Origin of the sequence: Streptomyces sp. NPDC048191, from assembly GCF_040652655.1 — a bacterium.
GTDB lineage: Bacteria > Actinomycetota > Actinomycetes > Streptomycetales > Streptomycetaceae > Streptomyces.
This window is the reverse complement of record NZ_JBEZMO010000031.1, coordinates 63,350-83,168: the sequence shown is the minus strand read 5'-3', so window position 1 is coordinate 83,168 and position 19,819 is coordinate 63,350. Positions and strand designations below refer to the sequence as shown.

Sequence of the window (19,819 nt, the reverse complement as noted above, 5' to 3'; positions counted from 1 at the left end):
TGCGTGACATGGATCAGGTGGCCCTGGCCGCGCGCGCGGTGGGCGGGTGAAGTAGCGGGAGGCACAGCAGCGGACAGGAGCCGAGATGACGTCCACTCAGGAACCGGCACCGGAGGCGGGGGCCGCCCGCCCGGACAGCGGTGTCGGGATTTTCGAGGCGCACTACGCCGGGGCACCGGGGGCCGGCTGGGAGATCGGGCGGCCGCAGCCGGCGTTCGTGGAGCTGGCCCGGCAGGGCTCCTTCACCGGCCGGGTCCTCGACGTCGGCTGCGGCAGCGGGGACAACGCCCTCATGACGGCGGAGCTGGGTCTGCGGACCGTGGGCGTGGACGCCGCACCGAGCGGCATCGCCCTGGCCCGGAGCAAGGCGGCGGAGCGGGGCATGTCGGTCGACTTCCTGGTCTGGGACGCCCTTGAACTGGGCGCCCTGGGCGAGCGGTTCGACACGATGCTGGACTGCGGACTGTTCCACTGCTTCGCTCCCGAGGACCGGCCGGCGCTGGTGCGCAGCCTCGGTGCGGCGCTGCGCCCGGGCGGGCGCTACTTCCTGATGTGCTTCAGCGATCTGCAGCCCGGTTCCTGGGGCCCGCACCGGGTCTCGGAGCGGGAACTGCGGGCGAGTTTCGCCGACGGCTGGCGCATCGACTCCCTCGTCCGCTCGCACATCGCGGTGGCCTTCGCACCCGGCACGGCGCACGCCTGGCTGGCGGTCCTCACCCGCCGGTGACCCGGACGCGGTCCGCTCCGCCCGGGCGTCCGCGTCGCACTCTCGCTTCAGCGCAAGGAGATTCCATGTTGTACAGCCGTAGAGGGCTGCTCTCGGTGGCCGGGGCGTCGGTGGCGGCGGCCGCGCTGCCGATGGCGTGGACGTACGCCCACGCGGACGCGGGCACCCCGACGGCGCCCTGGGACCAGGTGTTCCAGGTGCCGTTGGCGCTGCCCCGCCCGCTGCGGCCGCGTCGCTTCGCGTCCTACGACGCCTACGAACTCACCACCGCGGAAGCCGATGTGGAGCTGACGCCGGGGACGAGGACCCGGGTCCGGGCGTACAACGGCCGGCTGAGCCCGCTCCTCGTGGCCCGTCAGGGCCGTCCCGTCGTGATCCGGCAGCGCAACCGGCTGCCCGTGCCGTTCTCCATGCACCTGCACGGCGGGCACGTGCCGGCCTCGTCCGACGGTCATCCGCGCCACCAGGTGGAACCGGGCGGCGAGCGGGTCTTCAGGTACCCCAACGCCCAGCGCGCCTCCACCATGTGGCTGCACGACCACACGCTGCACGACCACGTGGAGAACATCTACCGCGGGCTCGCGGCCTCGTACGTGCTGACGGACGACTTCGAGGACCGGCTGCCGCTGCCCAAGGGGCAGTACGACGTCATGCTGCAGCTCCGGGACGCGGAACTGGCTGCCGACGGCAGCCTGTTGTTCGACCCGCACGGTTTCATGCGCCGCAACGTGTACCTGGTCAACGGGCGCCCGCGCCCGTACTTCCAGGTGGCCGCCCGCAAGTACCGGCTGCGGCTGCTGAACACGGCCAACGAGCGTTTCTTCCTGCTGCGGCTGCGCAGTGGGGACAGCCTGGTGCAGATAGCCTCCGACGGCGGTCTGCTGCCCGCCCCGGCTCCGACGCCGGTGCTCCCGCTGTGGCCCGCCGAGCGCAAGGAGGTCGTCGTCGACTTCTCCGCCCACCCGGTCGGGTCCCAGGTCGTGCTGGAGAACCTCGCCACCTTCCCCGGTGAGGCACCGGAGGTGATGCGCTTCGACGTGGTCCGGGACGCGGCGGACCCCAGCAGTGTGCCGGCCCGGCTGCGGGAGGTGCCCGAGCAGAAGGAGGCGGTGGTGGAGCGGGAGTTCACCCTCAAGTTCGACCCCGCCACGGGACAGCACCTGATCAACGGGGCGGCGTTCGACATGGACCGGATCGACATCCGGCCCACCCTGGACCGGCCGGAGATCTGGAAGATCACCAACGGGGACACCGAGCTGAACATCCCGCACTCGTTGCACGTGCACCTGAACCACTTCACGGTGCTGGACCGCAACGGCGCCCCGCCCCCTCCGGGAGAGGCGGGGCTGAAGGACACCGTGGTGGTCGCCCCCGGCGAGACCGCCCGGATCAAGGTGACGTTCACCGACTACGAGGGGCTCTTCATGTACCACTGCCACATGCTGGAGCATCAGATGATGGGCATGATGGGCCAGATGCAGATCGGCGCCTGAGCGGCGAGGCGCTCACCGCGCCGGCGGCCCGTCGGCGGTCACCAGCAGCCAGACGACCGACGCCCACAGAACGGCCGCGCTGCCCAGGCCAACCACGGCGAGGACCCGGGAGACGGGGGCTCCCGCGACGGCGAGGCCGCAGCCCGCGGCACCGAGCGCGGCCATGAGACCGCCGACCCAGCGGTACTCGGGGCGCGCGAAGGGGCCGGCGAGCGGCAGGAAGTGCAGGCCGACGACGACGGCGATGAGACCGGGGATCCAGCCGCGCTCCCCGGTCACGTTGCCGAGGGCGATCACGGCGGCGATCGCGCCGGCCTGGACGAGATTGGTCGTACGGAACCGTCCCGCGGCACTGGCGTACAGCTCCTGCTCGCCGTGCCCGGGGAGCCGCCGTGCGGCCAGCCGGAAGAACACCGCGCCCAGCACCGGACCGGCGACGGCGACGGCGACGCCGACGGTGCCGCCCAGGGCGATCGCCCCCGACAGCCACCAGAGGACCGCGAGGGTCGCCATCACCATGGCGGACCCCCTGGCGAGGGTGCGAGGCGGCTGGTCAATCCTTGAGTGCATGCCCCCATCCAACCGTGCACGGCCCGCTCCCGTACCGGAACCGTGCGGATGAGCGAGCGGCAGACGAGTCGGGCTGTACGCCGGGTTCTGTTCCCCGGTGTCCTCGCGGACGCCGGGGCGACGGCCATCCATCTAGGACCGGCGTTGCCGCCGGCCTCGTGCGGTCTACCCGCGGACTCGGGCGGGCAGCCCTCGGTCGTCCGCGCAGAGTGCCTTTCACAGCACTCCTCTTGACCTTGCTCCGGGTGGGGTTTACCTAGCTGCCCAGGTCACCCTGGGCACTGGTGGTCTCTTACACCACCGTTTCACCCTTACCAGGGGCCGAAGCCCCGGGCGGTTTGCTTTCTGTGGCACTGTCCCGCGGGTCACCCCGGGTGGCCGTTAGCCACCACCCTGCCCTGTGGAGCCCGGACGTTCCTCGGGAAGCCCCCTAGGGGGACTCCACGCGGCCGTCCGCCCGGCTCGTCTGCCGTGTGGACCATGGTACCGGGCGCCTGGAGCGGCGCGGACCCGCGGCCGCCGTCGCCAGGACCGAGCCCGTCAGGATCAGGGCGAAGGCCACCAGGACCGTGGGCGTCAGCGGCTCGCTCAGGAAGATCGCGCCCGCCGCCACCGCCACCGCCGGGTTGACGTACGTGATCACGGTCGCCCGCGTCGGGCCCGCCTCCTTGATCAGCTCCAGGAACGCCACGAACGCCACCGCCGTGCACAGCACGCCCAGGCCGGCCAGCGCCGCCAGCGCGGAGGACGAGGGGATGGACGACGGCCACGCCACCGCCGCCAGCGGGGCGTAGACCACCGCCGCCAGGGTCAGGCAGGCCGACGTCAGGTGCAGCGACGGGACGTCCTTCATGCGCCGCGCGGCTATCAAGGGAGCCGTCGCGTAGCCGACGACCGTCACCAGGACCTCGGCGAGAGAGCGGGCGTCACCGCCGGTCAGGTGGGGCAGGGTCAGGACCGTCACGCCGGCCAGGCCCAGGGCGAGACCCGTAAGGCGGCGTGCTCCCAGGTGTTCCGTGTCGCCCAGGAGTCGGATCGCGATCACGCCGACGATCGGGACCCCCGCGATCAGCAGGCCCGACGTCGAGCTGGACAGGTGCCGTTCGGCGTCGGTGAGCGTGAACCAGGGGATCATGATCTCCAGGACCGCGAAGGCCAGCATGGGGCGCCAGTGCGCGCGTACGGTCCCGGACAGGCCGCCCTGGCGCAGGGCGAAGGGCAGCAGCAGGACCGCGCCGAGCGCGCAGCGGGTGAACACGACCACCGGCGGGGACACCTCGTCCACCGCCACCTTGATCATCAGATAGGGGATGCCCCAGATCACTCCCATGAGGGAGAACAGGAACCAGCCTCGTGCAGTCATGGGACGAGTCTCGGCCGTGTCCTCACGGGGTGTCTTGAACGCTGTTGCGCCACCCCGCCGAGCTGACGCTGTCGCGGTACGCCGCCGGCGTCACCCCGAGGACCCGGCGGAACCAGCGGGTCAGATGCGCCTGGTCGGCGAAGCCCACCAGCCCGGCCACCTCCGCCGGGCGCAGGCCCGCCTCCAGCAGCCCCCGTGCCCTGCTCACCCGGTGCTGGGCGAGCCAGGCGTACGGAGGTATGCCCATCGTCGTGCGGAAGGCCCGTAGCAGCTGGTAGCGGGACAGGCCCAGGTCGGCGGCGAGGCCGGCGAGCGAGGGCGGGGCCGTGAGCTGGTCGGCCAGCCGGTCGCGGACCGTCAGGGCGATCGCGCCCGCGCCGGGGATCACGTCGGACGCGGGCCTGGCCGTGGAGTGGCGGCGGGCCAGGGCCGTCAGCAGCCAGGGCAGCCGGGACTCGGCCTCCAACGGGTCGGGGCAGGCGCTGAGTCCGGTGTGCACGCGGCGGAGGGCGGTGGCCAGCCCGGGGTCGTCGAGCACGGGTTCGCGGAAGTGCGGGAGGCCGCCGACGATGCCGTCGGTCAGCAGCGACGGCTCGGCGTACAGGGCGCGGTACGCGTAGCCGTCGGTGGCGTTGCCGGGGCCGCCGGTGTGCATCTCGCCGGGGTCGAGCACGACGATCGTGCCGGGGCCGGTACGGATGTGGCCGCCCCGGTAGTCGATGACCTCGCTGCCGCCGACGCAGACCCCGATCGTGTATTCCTCGTGGGCGTGCGGGGCGTAGGTGTGCCGGCGGAAGTCCGCCGTCAGGAGGTCGAGCGGGGGTCCGTCGTGGCCCAGCCGGGCACGCGTCCACAGCGCCTGTTCCGCCATGGGAAACCCCCTCGTCGTACCGTCCTTCGCCAAGGGTGCAACGCCTTGGGGCCCGGTTCCATGCCGCGTCCAGCTCGGTGTCCGCGGGAGACCGGCCGTGGATCTCCAGGACGACCACGCCGTGGGCGAGGGCCCAGGTCGCCGCCGCAGGCGCGCAGCGAGAGGGGCGGGCGGGCCACGACAGGCCTGGACCGGCCGTCAGCCCTCATCCGTCAGCCCTCCGCCCTCCGCCCTCCGCCGTCGGCCGTCAGCCGTCAGCCGTCAGCCGTCAGCCGTCAAGGCTCGTGCGCTCCAGTGCCGCGAACGCCGACTCGAGGCGGAGCCGGTGGTCCCGGGCCACCTCCTCCACCGGGTCCCCGGCCAGCAGCCGGCGCACGGAGGCGACGAAGACCGTGCGGTACGCGGCCACGGTCAGGGCCGCCAGGAGGTGCGGGTCGGGCACGCCGGTCTCGGCGAGGGCGGCGCCCAGTGCCTCCTCCACCTCCTCGACACCCTCACGGGCACGGGCACGCAGGGCCGGGGAGGCGCCGACGATCCGGAAGAAGCGGGGGTAGCGTCCGCCCACTCCGCTCAGCGGATGCCGCTCGTCGAGCAGGCGGAGCGCGAGGCCCCGCAGGGCGGCGAGCGGGGGCTCGCCCGGGGCGCGGTCGCGCACCGCCCCGGCGAAGAGCTCGGCGGCCTGGGGGATGCGGTCGAGGAACAGGTCCTCCTTGCGCGGAAAGTAGTTGAAGACCGTCATCGCGGAGACACCCGCCGCCCGTGCGACCTCGGCGACGGTCACCGCGTCGAAGCCTCGCTCGGCGAACAGCCCCGTCGCGATGTCCGAGATGCGCTGCCGCGTGTCCCGCTTCTTGCGCTCCCGCAGCGAAAGTTCGTCATCCATAAGAAAACTATAGCCGCTCAAAACTTTTAGTGACTATAGTCAGAGTTACGACGATACCGGAGGGCAATGTGACGGACTACGACGTGGTGGTGGCGGGCGCCGGGCCCGTGGGCCTCTTCCTCGCCTGTGAGCTGCGGCTCGGCGGTGCACGGGTGCTGGTCGTGGAGCGGCTGACCGAGGTGGACGAGACGATCAAGGCGGGCGCGATCAACATCCCGAGCGCGGTCGCCCTGTACCGGCGGGGGCTGCTGCCCGAGCTGGCGGCCATGTGGGAGGCGGCACGGGAACGGATCCGCGCCTTCCGGGGCGAGGACGGCGAGTCGAAGCTCCCGCCCAAGTTCGCCGGGCACTTCGCCGGGATCACCATGACCAAGGACCTCTTCGACGGCTCCGACCCGGCCTGGGCCGAGGTCGGCCCCGCGGGCGACACCGGGCTGGGGGTGCCGCAGGCCGCGCTGGAGCGGATCCTGGCGCGGCGGGCGGAGCGGCTCGGGGTGGAGGTGCGCCGGGGCGTGGAGCTGATCGGGTTCGACGCGGCCGCGGACGGGGTGACGGTGCACGTCGACGGCTCGGCGAGCGTCCGCGCCGGCTGGCTGGTCGGCTGTGACGGCGGGCGCAGCACGGTCCGCAAGCAGGCCGGCTTCGACTTCCCCGGCACGGACCCGGAGATCACCGGCTACCAGGCGATCGTCGAACTGACCGGGTCCGAGCGGCTGGCGGAGGGCTGGAACACGACGGAGGTGGGCACGTACGTCCACGGGCCGTTCCCGGGGCGCGTCCTCGTCGTGGAGTTCGACGGGCCCCCGGCGGACCGGTCGGCGCCCGTCACCGCCGAGGAGCTGCAGTCCGCGCTGCGCCGGGTTTCCGGCGTGCCCGGGGTCACCGTCACCAAGGTGCTCAGCGCCACCCGGTTCACCGACAACGCCCGCCAGGCCACGGACTACCGCAGGGGCCGGGTGCTGCTCGCCGGGGACGCGGCGCACGTGCACTCACCGTTCGGCGGGCAGGGGCTCAACCTCGGCCTCGGGGACGCGATGAACCTGGGCTGGAAGCTGGCCGCCGTCGTGCGCGGCACGGCACCCGAGTCCCTGCTCGACACCTACACCGCCGAACGGCATCCGATCGGCGCCTGGGTGCTCGACTGGACCCGGGCCCAGATCGCGGTGATGCGCCCGGACCGGCACGCCCGCGCCCTGCGCCGGGTGGTGACCGACCTGGCGCTGACCACCACGGGCACGACGTATCTGGTCACCCGGATCTCCGGCGTCTGGCAGCGCTACGACCTGCCCGGCGACCACCCGCTGACCGGCGCCAGCGCCCCCGACCTGGAACTCTCCGACGGCGCCCGGCTCGGCGACCATCTGCACACCGGCCGCGCCCTGCTGCTCGACCTCGCCGACGACCCGGACCTGCGCGCCCACGCCGAGGGGTACGGCGACCGGCTGGAGGTCCGCACCCTCGCCTGCCCGGACCGGCCCGGCCTGAAGGCACTGTTCCTGCGCCCCGACGGCTTCGTGGCCTGGGCCGCCGACGCGGAGGGCGGCAAGGGGCTGCCGGAGGCCCTGGACCACTGGCTCGGCACCCCGGCCGCCGCCGCTTGAGCCGGCCCGTCGCCGTCGCGGCCGGGACCGGCCCGTCGCACGCTTGACCCTGCCGCGACGTCAACGTCTGTACTGGTCCCATGCGGATCGGAGAACTCGCCGCCGCCGTCGGCGTCACGACGCGCACAGTGCGGCACTACCACCACCTGGGCCTGCTGCCCGAGCCAGAACGGCGCACCAACGGCTACCGGCAGTACACACTGAGGCACGCCGTCGTCCTCGCCCGGATCCGGCGGCTGACCGAGCTGGGGCTGGGCCTGACCGAGGTGCGGGACGTGCTCGCCGACGACGCCGGCAAGGACCTGGTCGAGGTGCTCACCGAACTCGACGAGGACCTGGCCCGGCAGGAGACGGAGATCCGGGAGCGCCGGCAGCGGCTGCGCTCGCTGCTGGACGCCGGGGAGCTGCCCGCCGAGGGACCGGTCTCGCCCCAGCTGGCCGGGTTGCTCGCGAGTCTCCCCGACGACTCCCCCATGGCCGCGAAGGACCGCGAGGTGCTCGCCCTGATCGACACCGGAGCGCCGCCCGAGGAGCGCGAGCGGATGATGTCCGCGCTGCGCGGCGCCCTGGACGACCCGGACGCCCTCGCCCGGGCCCGGCAGGTGTACGCCCTGCTCGACGAGCTCGCGGACGCGGACCCGGACGACCCGCGCGTGCCGGAGGCGGCGCGCGCCCTGGCCGCCTGCGTCCCGGCGGACCTGCTCCCGCCCGGCGCGGCCGGCACCGACAACGCCGTACTGCGCGCCCTGTACGCCGACTTCGCCCCCGCCCAGGCGGAGGCGATCCGCCGGGCGGTGCGCATCCTCACCGCCGAGGAGGGGCCGTGAGGACCGTGTACCGGCTGGCCGGGCACGAGGCACGGCTCCTGGTGAGCCTCGGTCTGTGGATCGGCCGGCGCCGGCACGGCACGGTCGGCGGCCGGGCGTTCGGGTACGCGCGGGGGCAGGGCACGATCATGGCGGGTCTGGCGCTGGTGTGCGTGATCGAGGCCTTCACCATGGCGGTGCTGCTGCGCGGCCGGCCGCTCGCGCACGGGATCATGCTGGTGCTGGACGGCTACACCGTGCTGTTCGTCGCCGGCCTGCACGCGGCCTGCGTGGTCCGCCCGCACGTGCTGAGCCCCCGGGTACTGCGCCTGCGCTACGGCGCCCACGTGGACCTGCGGATACCACGCGCCGCCATCGGCGCCGTACGCCGCGAGACCCGCTCCACCCATGAGCGCGTGCCCGGCGAGCTGAACCTGGCGGTGGGTTCGCAGACCTCCGTGACCCTCGAACTCACCGCTCCGGTGGTCTACTTGACACTGCTGGGCCACCGGCGCGAGGTGTCCGTGGTCCGGCTGCACGCCGACGACCCGGGCGCGCTCGTCCGCGCGCTCACGCCGGCACGAACAGGATCTTCGTCGTCCCCGGCTCGGCCCGGCTGAGCCGCACCCGCAGGCGTTCGCCGAGCGGCAGCCGGTCGCCCTCGATCCGGCCGATGACCGCCGGCGCGTCCACCTGGACGGTCCCGACGGTCGGCCGGTGCTCGTCGACGTCCACCACGCAGCCCTCGAAGACGTCCCCCACCCGGTCCCTGAGCAGGGCCGCCTCCACGATGTCCACGCACTCCCGCTCGACCGTGCCGGCGATGCGGGAGCCGTCGGCCATCCGCCGGGGCAGCGTGTCGAGCGCGGCGAGCACCCAGTCGGGCGGGGCGTCGCCGGCGACGGCGGCCAGACAGATCTCGGCGGCGTAGCGGTCGGCCAGCCGGCGCAGCGGGGCGGTGCAGTGGGTGTAGGGGGCGGCGACGGCGGAGTGCGTGGTGATCGCGGGCAGGACGCCGTCCCGGAAGACGGTGTACCCGGCGCCGCGCAGCAGGGTGGTGCACTCCTGGAGGAAGGCCGCGTGGTGGGTGTCGTGGGGGTCGAGGGTGCGGATCAGGGCCGCGTACGACACATGGTGGGGCCAGTCGATGTGCAGCGCGGTCGCGGTGCGGTGCAGCCGGGCGACCGCGCCGTCGGGGGCGGCCGGGAGGGTGCGCAGCACGCCGGTGCCGTACGCGAGCATCAGGTCGGCGGCGACCGTGCCGGTGAGCAGGGAGAGCTGGGCGTTCCAGCCCTCGACGGGCAGCGGGGCCCGGTAGCGCAGGACGTAGGTGTGGTCCTGCTCGGTGATCTCCTGCTCGGGCACGTTGAGGGAGATGCCGCCGCGCTCGCTCTCCTGCCGCTCCCGGGCCTCGCCGATCTCCCTGAGCAGCGCGACCGGTTCCTCGGCGGTCCTCGCGTCGATCTCCTTCTGCACGTGCGCGTAGTCGAGCTTGGCGCGGCTGCGGACCAGGGCGCGGCGCACGTCGACGGCCACGGTCCGGCCGTCCGCGTCCAGGTCGATCGTCCACAGCACGGCCGGGCGGACCTGGTCCGGCAGCAGGCTGGCCGCGCCCTCGCTGAGCACGGTCGGGTGCAGCGGGATCTTCTCGTCGGGGAAGTACAGGGTGTTCACCCGCCGGTGCGCCTCCGCGTCCAGCGCCCCGCCGGGTACGACGAAGGCGGGGACGTCGGCGATGGCGTACCGGACGCGGTAGCCGGTCCCCTGCCGGGACAGGTGCGTGGCCTGGTCGAGGTCGGTGGAGGCGGGCGGGTCGAGGGTGAAGAAGGGGATGTCCGTGGCGTCGTACGACGGCAGGGCGGGCGCCTTCGCCGCGCGCTCGGCCTCGGCCCGGGCCTGCGGCGGGAAGTCCTCCGGCAGCCCGAGTCCGGCACGCAGCGCGGCGAGGGCGGCCCGCAGGGGGGCCTTGGGGGCACCGGTCACGCGGATCTTGCGGCGGGGCATACAGCGAGCGTAGGGCGCGGGCGGGTGGGCGGCACGCCGTACCCTGTCGCGGAGGTCTACGTGAGGAGTACGTGGTGCTGGTCCTGCTGCCGCCCTCGGAAGGCAAGGCGAAGTCGGGCGAGGGCGCCCCGCTGCAGCTGTCGTCACTGTCCCTGCCGGGGCTGACCGCCGCGCGGGAGGCCGTGCTCACCGAGCTGGTCGAGCTGTGCTCGGGCGACGAGGAGAAGGCGCGCGAGGTGCTCGGGCTGAGCGAGGGGCTGCGCGGCGAGGTCGCGAAGAACGCCGGCCTGCCCACGGCCGGCGCCCGTCCCGCCGGGCGGGTCTACACCGGTGTGCTCTACGACGCCCTCGGCCTGGCCACGCTGGACGCGGCGGCGAAGAGGCGCGCGGCACGCTCGCTGCTGGTGTTCTCGGGACTGTGGGGCGCCGTGCGGGTCACGGACCGGATCCCCTCCTACCGCTGCTCGATGGGCGTGAAGCTGCCGGGGCTCGGCGCGCTGGCCGGGCACTGGCGGGCACCGATGGCCGAGGTGCTGCCCGAGGCGGCCGGGGACGGCCTGGTGCTGGACCTGCGCTCCTCGGCGTATGCGGCGGCCTGGAGGCCGAAGGGGGAGGTCGCGGGGCGTACGGCGACCGTGCGGGTGCTGCACGCGCCGACCCGGAAGGTGGTCAGCCACTTCAACAAGGCGACCAAGGGCCGGATGGTGCGGAGCCTGCTCACCGCCGGTGCCGCGCCGAAGGACCCCGCCGAGCTGGTCGGGGTGCTGCGGGAGCTGGGGTACGTCGTCGAGGCGGAGGCGCCGGGGAAGGCGGGCAGGGCGTGGTCGCTGGATGTGCTGGTGGAGGAGATCCACTGAGAGACCCCTCCACCAGGCATTGCAACATGCGCAACGCTCATTGCGCGTGTTGCAGCAGCTGGGCACGATGAGGGCATGACCTCACCGGTGCCCTCCTCCGCTGCCGCCTCCGTCCTGGATCTCGCCCCGGTCGTGCCCGTGGTCGTCGTCTCCGACACCGCCGACGCCGTACCGCTCGCGCGGGCGCTCGTGGCGGGCGGGCTGCCGGCGATCGAGGTGACGCTCCGGACGCCGGCGGCGCTGGACGCGATCCGCGCGATCGTCGCCGAGGTGCCCGGGGCCGTCGTCGGCGCGGGCACGGTGATCACACCGGAGCAGGTCGGGGCGTGTGTGGCGGCGGGGTCGCGGTTCCTGGTCAGCCCGGGGTGGACGGACGCGCTGCTGGAGGCGATGCGCGGGTCCGGGGTGCCGTACCTGCCCGGGGTGTCGACCACCTCGGAGGTGGTGGCGCTGCTGGAGCGGGGGGTGCGGGAGATGAAGTTCTTCCCGGCCCAGGCGGCGGGCGGTACGGCCTATCTGAAGTCGCTGGCCGGGCCACTGCCGCAGGCCCGTTTCTGCCCGACCGGAGGGATCGGCCCGGCGACCGCGCCGGAGTATCTGGCCCTGCCCAACGTCGGCTGTGTCGGCGGTAGTTGGATGGTCCCGGCGGACGCGGTGGCCGCCGGGGACTGGACGCGGATCGAGGAGCTGGCGCGGGGTGCCGCGCGGCTGGCCGGGGTCAGGGACGCAGGTGGGACGTGTCGTTGAAGAGCCGTACGCTCGCGTTGCCGTCCGCGTAGTACGCCACCGCCGACAGGGAGGCCGCCGAGAGTTCCATGCGGAACAGGGACTCGGGCGGGGCGCCGAGGGCGAGGCGGACGAAGGTCTTGATCGGGGTCACGTGGCTGACCAGCAGGACCGTGCGGCCCGCGTGGGCGGCGACCAGCTTGTCGCGGGTGGCGGCGATCCGGGTGGCCGTCTCGGCGAAGCTCTCACCGCCGCCGGTGGGGTGGGCCTGCGGGTCGGCGAGCCAGGCGTTCAGGTCGTCGGGGTGGCGGTCGCGGACCTCGCCGAAGGTGAGGCCCTCCCAGGCGCCGAAGTCCGTTTCACGCAGGCCCTCTTCGATCGTCACGTCGAGTCCCAGGCGGGCGGCGACGATGGCGGCGGTCTCCCGGGTGCGGGTGAGGGGGGAGGCGACGACGGCCTGGATCGTGCCGCGCCGGGCGAGTGCCTCTCCGACGCGGCGGGCCTGCTCGCGGCCGGCCTCGGAGAGGGAGGGGTCGGTGCCGCCGCTGCCGGAGAAACGCTTCTGGGGTGTCAGGGGCGTTTCGCCGTGGCGCAGGAGCACGAAGGTCGCCGGGGCGCCGAGGTCGGGGGCGGAGCTCCAGCCCGGCGTCGAGACCTGCTGCTCGCCGGGAGGTGCCGCTTCCTGTGGGCCGGGCGCCGCTCCAGCGGCACGAGCGCCCGGAGCCGCGGCGGCATCACGGCCGCCGGCCGCGCCCGCGGCGTGCCCGGTGGGGCCTGCCGCGGCCGGCGCCCGGCCCCCCGCGAGCGCCGCCCGGGCCTTCGCCGCTCCCGCGGCCGCGTCGCCGGGCGGGCCCGCCGGTGGTGGGGCGGCCGACGCGGTCTCCAGCGCGGCACGGGACAGCGACGGCGACCACTGCTCCCCCTTCGCCCCCGCGTCCATCGCCTCGTTCGCCAAGCGGTCCGCGTGCTTGTTCTGCTCGCGGGGGATCCACTCGTAGGTGACCCGGTCCGGGGGGAAGACGGTCCTCGACTCCGTCGCCAGGGGCTTCATGGCGGGGTGTTTGATCTTCCAGCGGCCCGACATCTGCTCGATGACCAGCTTGGAGTCCATGCGGACGTGCACCGACGCGGCCGGGTCGAGGGCGCGGGCGGCGCGCAGGCCGGCCAGCAGGCCCCGGTACTCGGCCACGTTGTTGGTGGCGATGCCGATGTACTCCGCGGTCTCCGTCAGCGGCTCGCCCGACGCCGCGTCCCGGACGACCGCCCCGTAACCCGCGGGCCCCGGGTTGCCCCGTGACCCGCCGTCGGCCTCGACGATGAACTCCCTCACCGGTGAAGCCCCTTACAGGCCCGACTCGGCCGTACGCACCAGGATGCGGCGGCAGTTCTCGCAGCGCACCACGGTGTCCGGCGCCGCCGCGCGGATCTCGTTCAGTTCGGTGATGGCCAGCTCCTGACGGCAGCCCTGGCAGGTGCGGGCGTACAGCTTGGCCGCGCCGATGCCGCCCTGCTGCTCGCGCAGCTTGTCGTAGAGCTTCAACAGGTCGGCGGGCACGGACCCGGCGATGACCTCGCGCTCCTTCGTCACCGTCGCGACCTCGCCGTCGATCTCCTCGAAGGCCGCGTCCCGGCGCGCGGTGGTGTCGTCGATCCTCGACTGCACCGACCCGACCCGCTCGGTCAGCTCGGTCACCCGCTCCTGCGCGGCCTCGCGGCGCTCCATGACCTCCAGGACCACGTCCTCCAGATCGCCCTGCCGCTTGGCGAGGGAGGCGATCTCGTGCTGGAGGTTGGCCAGGTCCTTCGGCGAGGTGACCGCACCGGAGTCCAGGCGCTGCTGGTCGCGGGTGGCGCGCTGGCGCACCTGGTCCACGTCCTGCTCGGCCTTGGTCTGCTCGCGGGCGGTGTCGCTCTCCTCGGTCTGCGCCGCGACGAGCAGGTCCCGCAGCTGGGTGAGGTCCTTGTTCAGCGAGTCGATCTCGGCGTGCTCGGGCAGCGACTTCCGCTTGTGCGCGAGCTGCTGCAGGCGGACGTCGAGGGCCTGGACGTCGAGGAGTCGGATCTGGTCGGCGGGCGCGGCGTTCAGTTGGGGGCTCCTGTTGGCTACTTAGAGGTGATGGACGCCGCGTGGGCGGTCCAGGGGTCGGTGACCGTCCTGGAGACGTGGACCCGAAGGCCCCAGCCGTGACGGTCGGAGATCTCGTCGAGCTGGCTCGCGGCCAGCTCGCACCAGGGCCACTCGGTGGCCCAGTGCGCCGCGTCGATCAGCGCGAGGTGGCCGTGGGCGACGGCCTCGCCGGCCGGGTGGTGGCGCAGGTCGGCGGTGAGGAAGGCGTCGACGCCGGCCGCGCGGACCTGGTCGAAGAGGCTGTCGCCGGAGCCGCCGCTGACGGCGACCGTGTGGACGACGGCCTCGGGGTCGCCGGCCACCCGGATGCCCTGCGCGGTGGCGGGCAGCCGTTCGGCGGCGCGCGCGGCCAGCTCGCGGACGGTCAGCGGGTGGTCCAGCTCGCAGACACGGCCCAGGCCCCGGCAGCCCGCCGGGTCGGTCGGGTCCGGGACCAGCGGCCGTACGACCCGCAGGTCCAGGGCGCCCGCGAGGGCGTCCGAGACCCCCGGGTCCGCCGTGTCGGCGTTGGTGTGGGCGACATGCAGGGCGATGTCGTTCTTGATCAGCGTGTGCACGACACGGCCCTTGAAGTGGGTCGCCGCGACCGTGGTCGTCCCCCGCAGATACAGCGGGTGGTGGGTGACCAGCAGGTCGGCGCCGAGCTTCACCGCCTCGTCGACGATCTCCTGCACGGGGTCGACGGCGAACAGGACCCGGGTGACCTCCTGGTCGGGGTCGCCCACGACGGTGCCGACCGCGTCCCAGGACTCGGCCCGCTCGGCGGGCCACAGGTTCTCCAGCGCGGCGATGACTTCAGACAGACGGGGCACGTAGCAAAGGCTACCTGGCTGGTCCGGGCGGCCGTACCGCATCGGACTGCTCTGCCCCCGCTCAGCACAAAGGTCCCGTTTTCCTCAGGTGAATCGCTTCTGCACCACCCGTATGTGTGAAGCGGGCCCGGCCGGTCCCACGCCTGTGCGTACGAAAACTAGCTTCGTCGCCGGAGGTGACCGAACGATGACGGCCTGTGCGATCGAACCCCCGTCGACGGGCGGGGCCGACGGTGCGCCGGGAACGGCGTTCTCCGTGACGGCGGACGGCGCGTACGCGGCCCGGCTCGCGCCGTCCGGCGACTGCTGGTTCCCGGAGCGCTGGACGCTGGACGGCCCGGAGCCGTACGCGGTCCCGTTGCCCGGCAACCAGCCCGAGGAGCCCGGCACCGAGGTGCAGCCCCTGTCCGACGGCCGGGTGCTGATCCACCGGCTGGTCGAGCAGCGGCACACCTTCTCGCTGCTCTACCCGACCGGCCCCGGCACCGGCGAGCTGCCGCTGGGCGCGGTGGAGTGCCCCGAGCCCGGCACCGGGCTCACCCTGCTGCCGCCCGCCCCGGGAGGCGCGCGGGTCTACGCCCTCGCCGTCGGGCCGCGAACGAGCGTGGTGTGGCTGGTGGCGGGCGGGGCGTTCGGGCCCGAGCGGCTGGCCGAGGTGCCGGGGCACTGCTCGGGCGGGGTGTGGCTGGACCGCGCCGGGCGGATGCTGGCGCTGGACCGGGAACTGGGCGGGACGGTCAAGACGGTCGTGCTGGACCTGGAGCGGGCCGAGGTCTCGCCGCTGCTGCAGATCGCGGCCGGCAGCGACGACCGGCTGTTGCTCGCCGACCCCGACAGCGGGCTGCTGCTCATCTCCTCCGACGCGCCCTCGCCGGGGCGGGAACGACTGGGCTGGGGCGTGCTCGGCAGCATGCTGCCGGTGCGTTTCCCGGAGTGCCTGCGGGCCCCGGACTGCGCGGTGACGCCGTTCGCCATCCAGCCCGGGCAGGTGCTGATGCCGGAGAACTGCGCGGTGGGGCTGCGCGTCGACGGGCCGTTCGGCAACAGCTGGGTGGGCGTCTGGCGGCCGGCCGGGCGGCGGGTGAGCCATCTCCCGGCGCCCCGGGGGTGGCTGGCCGGGGCCGGGCTGTGGACACGGGACGGGGTGCTGCGGCTGCCGTACGCCACGGAGGAGACTCCGTGCGCCGTGGCCGAGCTGACGGTGCCCCAGGAGGAGGCCGCGGAGGCCGGGGTCGCCGTGGCCCCGGGGGGAAGCGGGGGGCAGGGGGAACCGGGGGACGCGGGTCCGGGGGGTCCCGTCCGGGACGGCACGGCAGCCGGGGCGCACGGTGCGTCGCGGCAGCCGGCGGACCCGGACCCTCCGGAACCCGCGGAACCGGGGGCTCCGGAGCCGGTGGTGGCGCGTCCGGTGCCGTTGCAGCAAGCGCCTCTGGGACGTCTTGTAACGAACTAGTGCCGGTTGGCGTGTGCGCCTGGATTCGGCACGTGGTGTGCCGGTTACACTCGCCCGGCTGTACGAAAGATCATGTTGACGGGGTGAATACTTCCGATGAGCGACACCAGCACGACGGAGCAGCTGTCTGCCGACTCTCAGGAGGCTGCCGGCCACGGCCGGCACCGGGGCCCGATCGCGGTCCAGGAGAGTGAGAGCGCTGCGCATGGCCGGCACCGCAAGCCCGCCGAGGAGACCACCGAGGCAGCTGCCTGAAGGTCGTAACGGAAGAGGGGGCGTCCGCCGGGCGCCCCCTCTTCCCGTTCCGTCAGCCGCGCCCCAGGCCGAGCACCTCCGCCGCGGCGAAGGTCTCCCCCGGCGGCCGGCCCGCGTAGTGCGCGGTGAGCAGCGCGTCGAGTTCGTCGTGGCTGAAGGTGTCCTGTTTGCTGTCGAACTTCGCCCGCACCCGCGGCCGTTCGACGATCGCGACCATGCCGCCGTGCACGACGAACAGCTGGCCGTTGATCCCGGCGGCGGCCGGTGCGGCCAGGTAGCCGACGAGCGGGGCGACATGCTCGGGGGCCAGCGGGTCCAGGCCCTCGTCCGGCCGCCGGAAGCCGGCGAAGACGTCCTCGGTCATCCGGGTCCGGGCGCGCGGGCAGATGGCGTTGGCCGTGACGCCGTACCTGGCGAGGGCGAGGGCCGTCGACGTGGTCAGCCCGACGATGCCGCCTTTCGCGGCCGCGTAGTTGGGCTGCCCGGCGGAACCGGCGAGGAACGCCTCCGAGGAGGTGTTGACGATCCGCCCGTAGACCTTCGCTCCGGCGGCCTTGGACTGCTCCCGCCAGTGCGCGGCGGCGAAGTGGGTGGTGTTGAAGTGTCCCTTGAGGTGGACGCGGATCACCGAGTCCCACTCGTCCTCGGTCATGGAGAAGACCATGCGGTCGCGCAGGATGCCCGCGTTGTTGACGAGGACGTCCAGCTTGCCGAACTCGCGGATGGCCAACCCGACCATCTCTCCGGCCTGTTGGAAGTCGGCTACGTCGCCCGTGTGGGAGACCGCCCGGCCGCCCTGGGCGCGTATCTCGGCGGCGACCTCGTCGGCCGGGTCCGCCGAGGCCTCTCCGGAGCCGTCCCGTCCGGGCTGCCCGTAGTCGTTGACGACGACGGCCGCGCCGAGCCGGGCGAGTTCCAGGGCCTCGGCCCGGCCGAGCCCGCGTCCGGCGCCGGTGACGACGGCGGACAGTCCCTCCAGTGGCAGTGACATGCGCCGCGTCCTCAGATCTCGATGCACGTACGCAGGGCGGTCCCGGTACGCATCTGGTCCAGTGCCTCGTTGATCTCCGGCAGCTGCACCCGGTGGGTGATCAGGCCCCCCAGGTCGATGCGGCCGGCCCGCCACAGGGCGATCGCGCGCTCGTAGGAACGCAGCACGTCACCGCCGCCGTACAGGGACGGCAGGATGCGCTTCTCGTCGAAGAACAGCTCGAACATGTTGAGCTGGAGGAAGTCGTCCATGGCTCCGGCGCCGACCACCACGAGGGTGCCGCCGCGCCGGGTGTTCTCGTAGGCGGTGCGGGCGGTGGCCGACCTGCCGACGACCTCGAAGACGTGGTCGAAGCCCTCGCCGCCGGTGACCTCCTGTCTGGCGTCGGCCAGCTCGTCGGGCGAAACGGCCCTCGTGGCACCGAACTTCAGGGCCGACTCGCGCCGGGAGGCGACCGGGTCGACGGCGACGATCTCGGCGGCGCCCTTGAGCCGCGCGCCCTGGATCGCCGAGATCCCGACCCCGCCGCAGCCGATGACGGCGACGGACGAACCGGCCTCCAGGTCCGCGGTGTTGAGGGCGGCACCGAGTCCGGTGGTGACCCCGCAGCCGATCAGGGCGGCGATGTCGAAGGGCACGTCGTCGGGGATCGGCACCGCGCAGCCGGCGTCGACGACGACCTCCTCGGCGAAGGTGCCGGTGCCGGCGAAGCCGAAGACGTCCCCGCCGGAGCGCCGGAAGTTGGGGGTGCCCGCGTTCATGAACCCGGCCAGGCACAGCTCGGTCTGGCCGCGCCTGCAGGCGGGACACGCACCGCAGGCCGGCAGCCAGCAGACGACGACCCGGTCACCGGGCGCAACGCCGGTGACGCCCTCCCCCACCTCCAGGACCTCGCCCGCGCCCTCGTGCCCCGGCACGAACGGCGCCGGCTGCGGCAGCACCCCGCTCATCGCCGACAGGTCCGAGTGGCACAGCCCCGTGGCGCGCACCCGGATCCGCACCCTGCCGGGGCCGAACCCCACCGCCTCGACGTCGTCGAGGACCTCCAGTTTCTCCTGGCCGATCTCGTGCAGTACGGCTGCGCGCATGCCGCGGCTCCCCTCAACTGCCTGCTGGATCAAGAGTGTTCGACGATCGTGTCGGCGAGCGCGGGTGCGTCGTCGCGTTCCACCACGCCGACGGCAACCCTGATGGACCCCGGCGCCCGCCACATCCGGATCCGGAGCGTCTCCCCCGGGTACACCACCCCGGCGAACCGTGTGGCGTAGGAGCGCACCCGGCTCACATCGCCGGCGAGCAGCGTGTCCACGACCGCCTTGAGCGTCATGCCGTAGGTGCACAGCCCGTGCAGGATGGGCCGGTCGAAGCCGGCGAGCTTGGCGAACTCGGGGTCGGCGTGCAGCGGGTTGTAGTCGCCGGAGAGGCGGTAGAGCAGGGCCTGGTCCTCACGGATCGGCCGCTCGACGGTGCGGTCGGGTTCCCCGGTGGGGGGTTCCGTCCGGGCGGACGGGCCGCGGTCGCCGCCCCAGCCGCCCTCCCCGCGTACGAAGATCTGCGCGTCGTTGGTCCACAGCGGGCCCTCGGCGTCCGCGACCTCGGTGCGCATCACCAGCACGGCCGCCTTGCCCTTGTCGTACACGGCGGCGATCCGGCCGGTCGCGGTCGCGGTGCCCTCGACCGGGATGGGGCGGTGCAGGGTCAGGGACTGGCCGCCGTGCAGCACCTTGGCGAGGTCGACGTCGACGCCGGGCATGGACAGCCCGCCGATGACGCCGGGTGAGCCGGCGCCCGCGACGGTGGCGAAGCTCGGCAGCACCTGCAGCCGGGACTCCAGGGTGTAGCGCAGCTCGTCGGGGTCGGTCGCGGGGCGGCCGGCGCCGATGCCGAGGTGGTAGAGCTGGACGTCCCGGCGGTCCCAGCGGATCTCCCCGGACCGGGGTTCGGCGGCGAGGGCCACGGCTGCGTCGATGGGCATGGGGCTCCTGAGAGGTCTCAAGACCTCGGCACGGCCGTCCGCACCGTCGGCCGCACCGAGGTCGTCCTGGGGCAGATATAGAACGCGTTCCAGTCCAGCGCCCTCTGTATAGCCCAGCACTCCACAGTTGTGAAGGCTCCTGACACTGTGTCAGTTCCGCGGTTGTGACATTTGTACCGACCGAGTCCGTACATGCGCATCTGCCGGTGCGGCTCCGGTTCTTCTAGCGTCGTGGTCACGGCGTATCGCGGGGATGCGTTCGGTTCGTACGCTGTGCTGTCGTACCGCCATCGGGCGGGGACCA

The 19,819-nt window shown here is 73.6% G+C and carries 19 protein-coding genes, 1 other RNA gene and 1 pseudogene; 9 read left to right on the top strand and 12 right to left on the bottom strand.

The window, feature by feature from the left end; all coding sequences use genetic code 11:
* Nucleotides 1–85 precede the first annotated feature (85 nt).
* Together AB0D93_RS34210 and AB0D93_RS34205 are read left to right on the top strand one after the other, a co-directional pair.
* Entirely contained in the window at nt 86–727 is a 642-nt protein-coding gene (locus AB0D93_RS34210) for a class I SAM-dependent methyltransferase (RefSeq protein ID WP_362128090.1), read from the top strand.
* A gap of 65 nt (nt 728–792) precedes the next feature.
* The gene (locus tag AB0D93_RS34205; protein WP_362128088.1) at nt 793–2,220 is read left to right on the top strand and encodes a multicopper oxidase family protein; all 1,428 of its coding nucleotides are present in this window, start codon (nt 793–795) and stop codon (nt 2,218–2,220) included.
* A 12-nt stretch (nt 2,221–2,232) separates the two neighbouring features.
* On the opposite strand, the gene AB0D93_RS34200 is transcribed toward AB0D93_RS34205, so the two are convergent.
* The 5 genes and pseudogenes from AB0D93_RS34200 to AB0D93_RS34180 form a co-directional block, all read right to left on the bottom strand.
* Entirely contained in the window at nt 2,233–2,790 is a 558-nt protein-coding gene (locus AB0D93_RS34200) for a hypothetical protein (protein ID WP_362128085.1), read from the bottom strand.
* Nucleotides 2,791–2,850: 60 nt separating this feature from the next.
* Nucleotides 2,851–3,255: RNase P RNA component class A (rnpB, locus tag AB0D93_RS34195), an RNA gene on the bottom strand.
* Between the two features lie 118 nt (nt 3,256–3,373).
* Nucleotides 3,374–4,090: pseudogene (locus tag AB0D93_RS34190) on the bottom strand (DMT family transporter); the annotation flags it as partial.
* A gap of 85 nt (nt 4,091–4,175) precedes the next feature.
* Nucleotides 4,176–5,024 carry an AraC family transcriptional regulator gene (locus AB0D93_RS34185; protein ID WP_362128082.1) on the bottom strand — a complete coding sequence of 283 codons (849 nt, stop codon included), beginning with the start codon at nt 5,022–5,024 and terminating at the stop codon, nt 4,176–4,178.
* Nucleotides 5,025–5,292: 268 nt separating this feature from the next.
* Entirely contained in the window at nt 5,293–5,907 is a 615-nt protein-coding gene (locus AB0D93_RS34180; RefSeq protein ID WP_362128079.1) for a TetR/AcrR family transcriptional regulator, read from the bottom strand.
* Nucleotides 5,908–5,975: 68 nt separating this feature from the next.
* Between AB0D93_RS34180 and AB0D93_RS34175 the strand changes: the two genes are divergently transcribed.
* The 3 genes from AB0D93_RS34175 (at nt 5,976) to AB0D93_RS34165 (ending at nt 8,934) form a co-directional block, all read left to right on the top strand.
* Nucleotides 5,976–7,508, top strand: coding sequence for an FAD-dependent monooxygenase (locus AB0D93_RS34175; RefSeq protein WP_362128076.1), 1,533 nt, complete (start codon nt 5,976–5,978; stop codon nt 7,506–7,508).
* Between the two features lie 80 nt (nt 7,509–7,588).
* On the top strand, nt 7,589–8,335 hold the full coding sequence (locus AB0D93_RS34170; RefSeq protein WP_362128073.1) for a MerR family transcriptional regulator: 747 nt from the start codon (nt 7,589–7,591) through the stop codon (nt 8,333–8,335).
* Nucleotides 8,332–8,934, top strand: a complete 603-nt coding sequence (locus tag AB0D93_RS34165) for a hypothetical protein (protein WP_362128070.1) — start codon at nt 8,332–8,334, stop codon at nt 8,932–8,934. The genes AB0D93_RS34170 and AB0D93_RS34165 overlap by 4 nt, the downstream gene beginning before the upstream one ends.
* Here the strand turns inward: AB0D93_RS34165 and AB0D93_RS34160 are convergent.
* Entirely contained in the window at nt 8,885–10,318 is a 1,434-nt protein-coding gene (locus AB0D93_RS34160) for an RNB domain-containing ribonuclease (protein WP_362128067.1), read from the bottom strand. The two genes, AB0D93_RS34165 and AB0D93_RS34160, sit on opposite strands and share 50 nt — an antisense overlap.
* 74 nt (nt 10,319–10,392) lie before the next feature.
* On the opposite strand from AB0D93_RS34160, the gene yaaA reads away from it, so the two are divergent.
* Both yaaA and eda read left to right on the top strand, forming a co-directional pair.
* Nucleotides 10,393–11,175 (top strand): peroxide stress protein YaaA, encoded by a 783-nt coding sequence (yaaA, locus tag AB0D93_RS34155; RefSeq protein WP_362128064.1) that lies wholly within the window; start codon nt 10,393–10,395, stop codon nt 11,173–11,175.
* Nucleotides 11,176–11,250: 75 nt separating this feature from the next.
* Complete coding sequence (eda, locus tag AB0D93_RS34150) at nt 11,251–11,922, top strand: bifunctional 4-hydroxy-2-oxoglutarate aldolase/2-dehydro-3-deoxy-phosphogluconate aldolase (protein ID WP_362128061.1); 672 nt, start codon at nt 11,251–11,253, stop codon at nt 11,920–11,922.
* Here eda and AB0D93_RS34145 read toward each other — a convergent pair.
* The 3 genes from AB0D93_RS34145 to AB0D93_RS34135 are packed head-to-tail and all read right to left on the bottom strand — an operon-like array spanning nt 11,894 to nt 14,841.
* Nucleotides 11,894–13,231 (bottom strand): bifunctional RNase H/acid phosphatase, encoded by a 1,338-nt coding sequence (locus AB0D93_RS34145; RefSeq protein WP_362128058.1) that lies wholly within the window; start codon nt 13,229–13,231, stop codon nt 11,894–11,896. The genes eda and AB0D93_RS34145 overlap by 29 nt on opposite strands.
* Nucleotides 13,232–13,243: 12 nt before the next feature.
* Nucleotides 13,244–13,987: a C4-type zinc ribbon domain-containing protein gene (locus tag AB0D93_RS34140; RefSeq protein ID WP_362128118.1), complete on the bottom strand. Its 744-nt coding sequence runs from the start codon at nt 13,985–13,987 to the stop codon at nt 13,244–13,246.
* A gap of 17 nt (nt 13,988–14,004) precedes the next feature.
* Nucleotides 14,005–14,841, bottom strand: coding sequence for a Nif3-like dinuclear metal center hexameric protein (locus tag AB0D93_RS34135; protein ID WP_362128055.1), 837 nt, complete (start codon nt 14,839–14,841; stop codon nt 14,005–14,007).
* 187 nt (nt 14,842–15,028) lie between these two features.
* Here AB0D93_RS34135 and AB0D93_RS34130 point away from each other — a divergent pair, with 187 nt between their 5' ends.
* Both AB0D93_RS34130 and AB0D93_RS34125 read left to right on the top strand, forming a co-directional pair.
* Nucleotides 15,029–16,294 (top strand): hypothetical protein, encoded by a 1,266-nt coding sequence (locus tag AB0D93_RS34130; protein ID WP_362128052.1) that lies wholly within the window; start codon nt 15,029–15,031, stop codon nt 16,292–16,294.
* Between the two features lie 96 nt (nt 16,295–16,390).
* Nucleotides 16,391–16,549, top strand: coding sequence for a hypothetical protein (locus tag AB0D93_RS34125; protein ID WP_362128049.1), 159 nt, complete (start codon nt 16,391–16,393; stop codon nt 16,547–16,549).
* 52 nt (nt 16,550–16,601) lie between these two features.
* Here the strand turns inward: AB0D93_RS34125 and AB0D93_RS34120 are convergent, their stop codons facing one another.
* The 3 genes from AB0D93_RS34120 to AB0D93_RS34110 are packed head-to-tail and all read right to left on the bottom strand — an operon-like array spanning nt 16,602 to nt 19,515.
* Entirely contained in the window at nt 16,602–17,540 is a 939-nt protein-coding gene (locus AB0D93_RS34120; protein WP_362128047.1) for a 3-oxoacyl-ACP reductase, read from the bottom strand.
* Nucleotides 17,541–17,551: 11 nt separating this feature from the next.
* A complete protein-coding gene (locus tag AB0D93_RS34115; protein WP_362128044.1) occupies nt 17,552–18,628 on the bottom strand; it encodes a Zn-dependent alcohol dehydrogenase in 1,077 nt (358 codons plus the stop codon).
* Between the two features lie 29 nt (nt 18,629–18,657).
* A complete protein-coding gene (locus AB0D93_RS34110; protein WP_362128042.1) occupies nt 18,658–19,515 on the bottom strand; it encodes a MaoC/PaaZ C-terminal domain-containing protein in 858 nt (285 codons plus the stop codon).
* Nucleotides 19,516–19,819 lie beyond the last annotated feature (304 nt).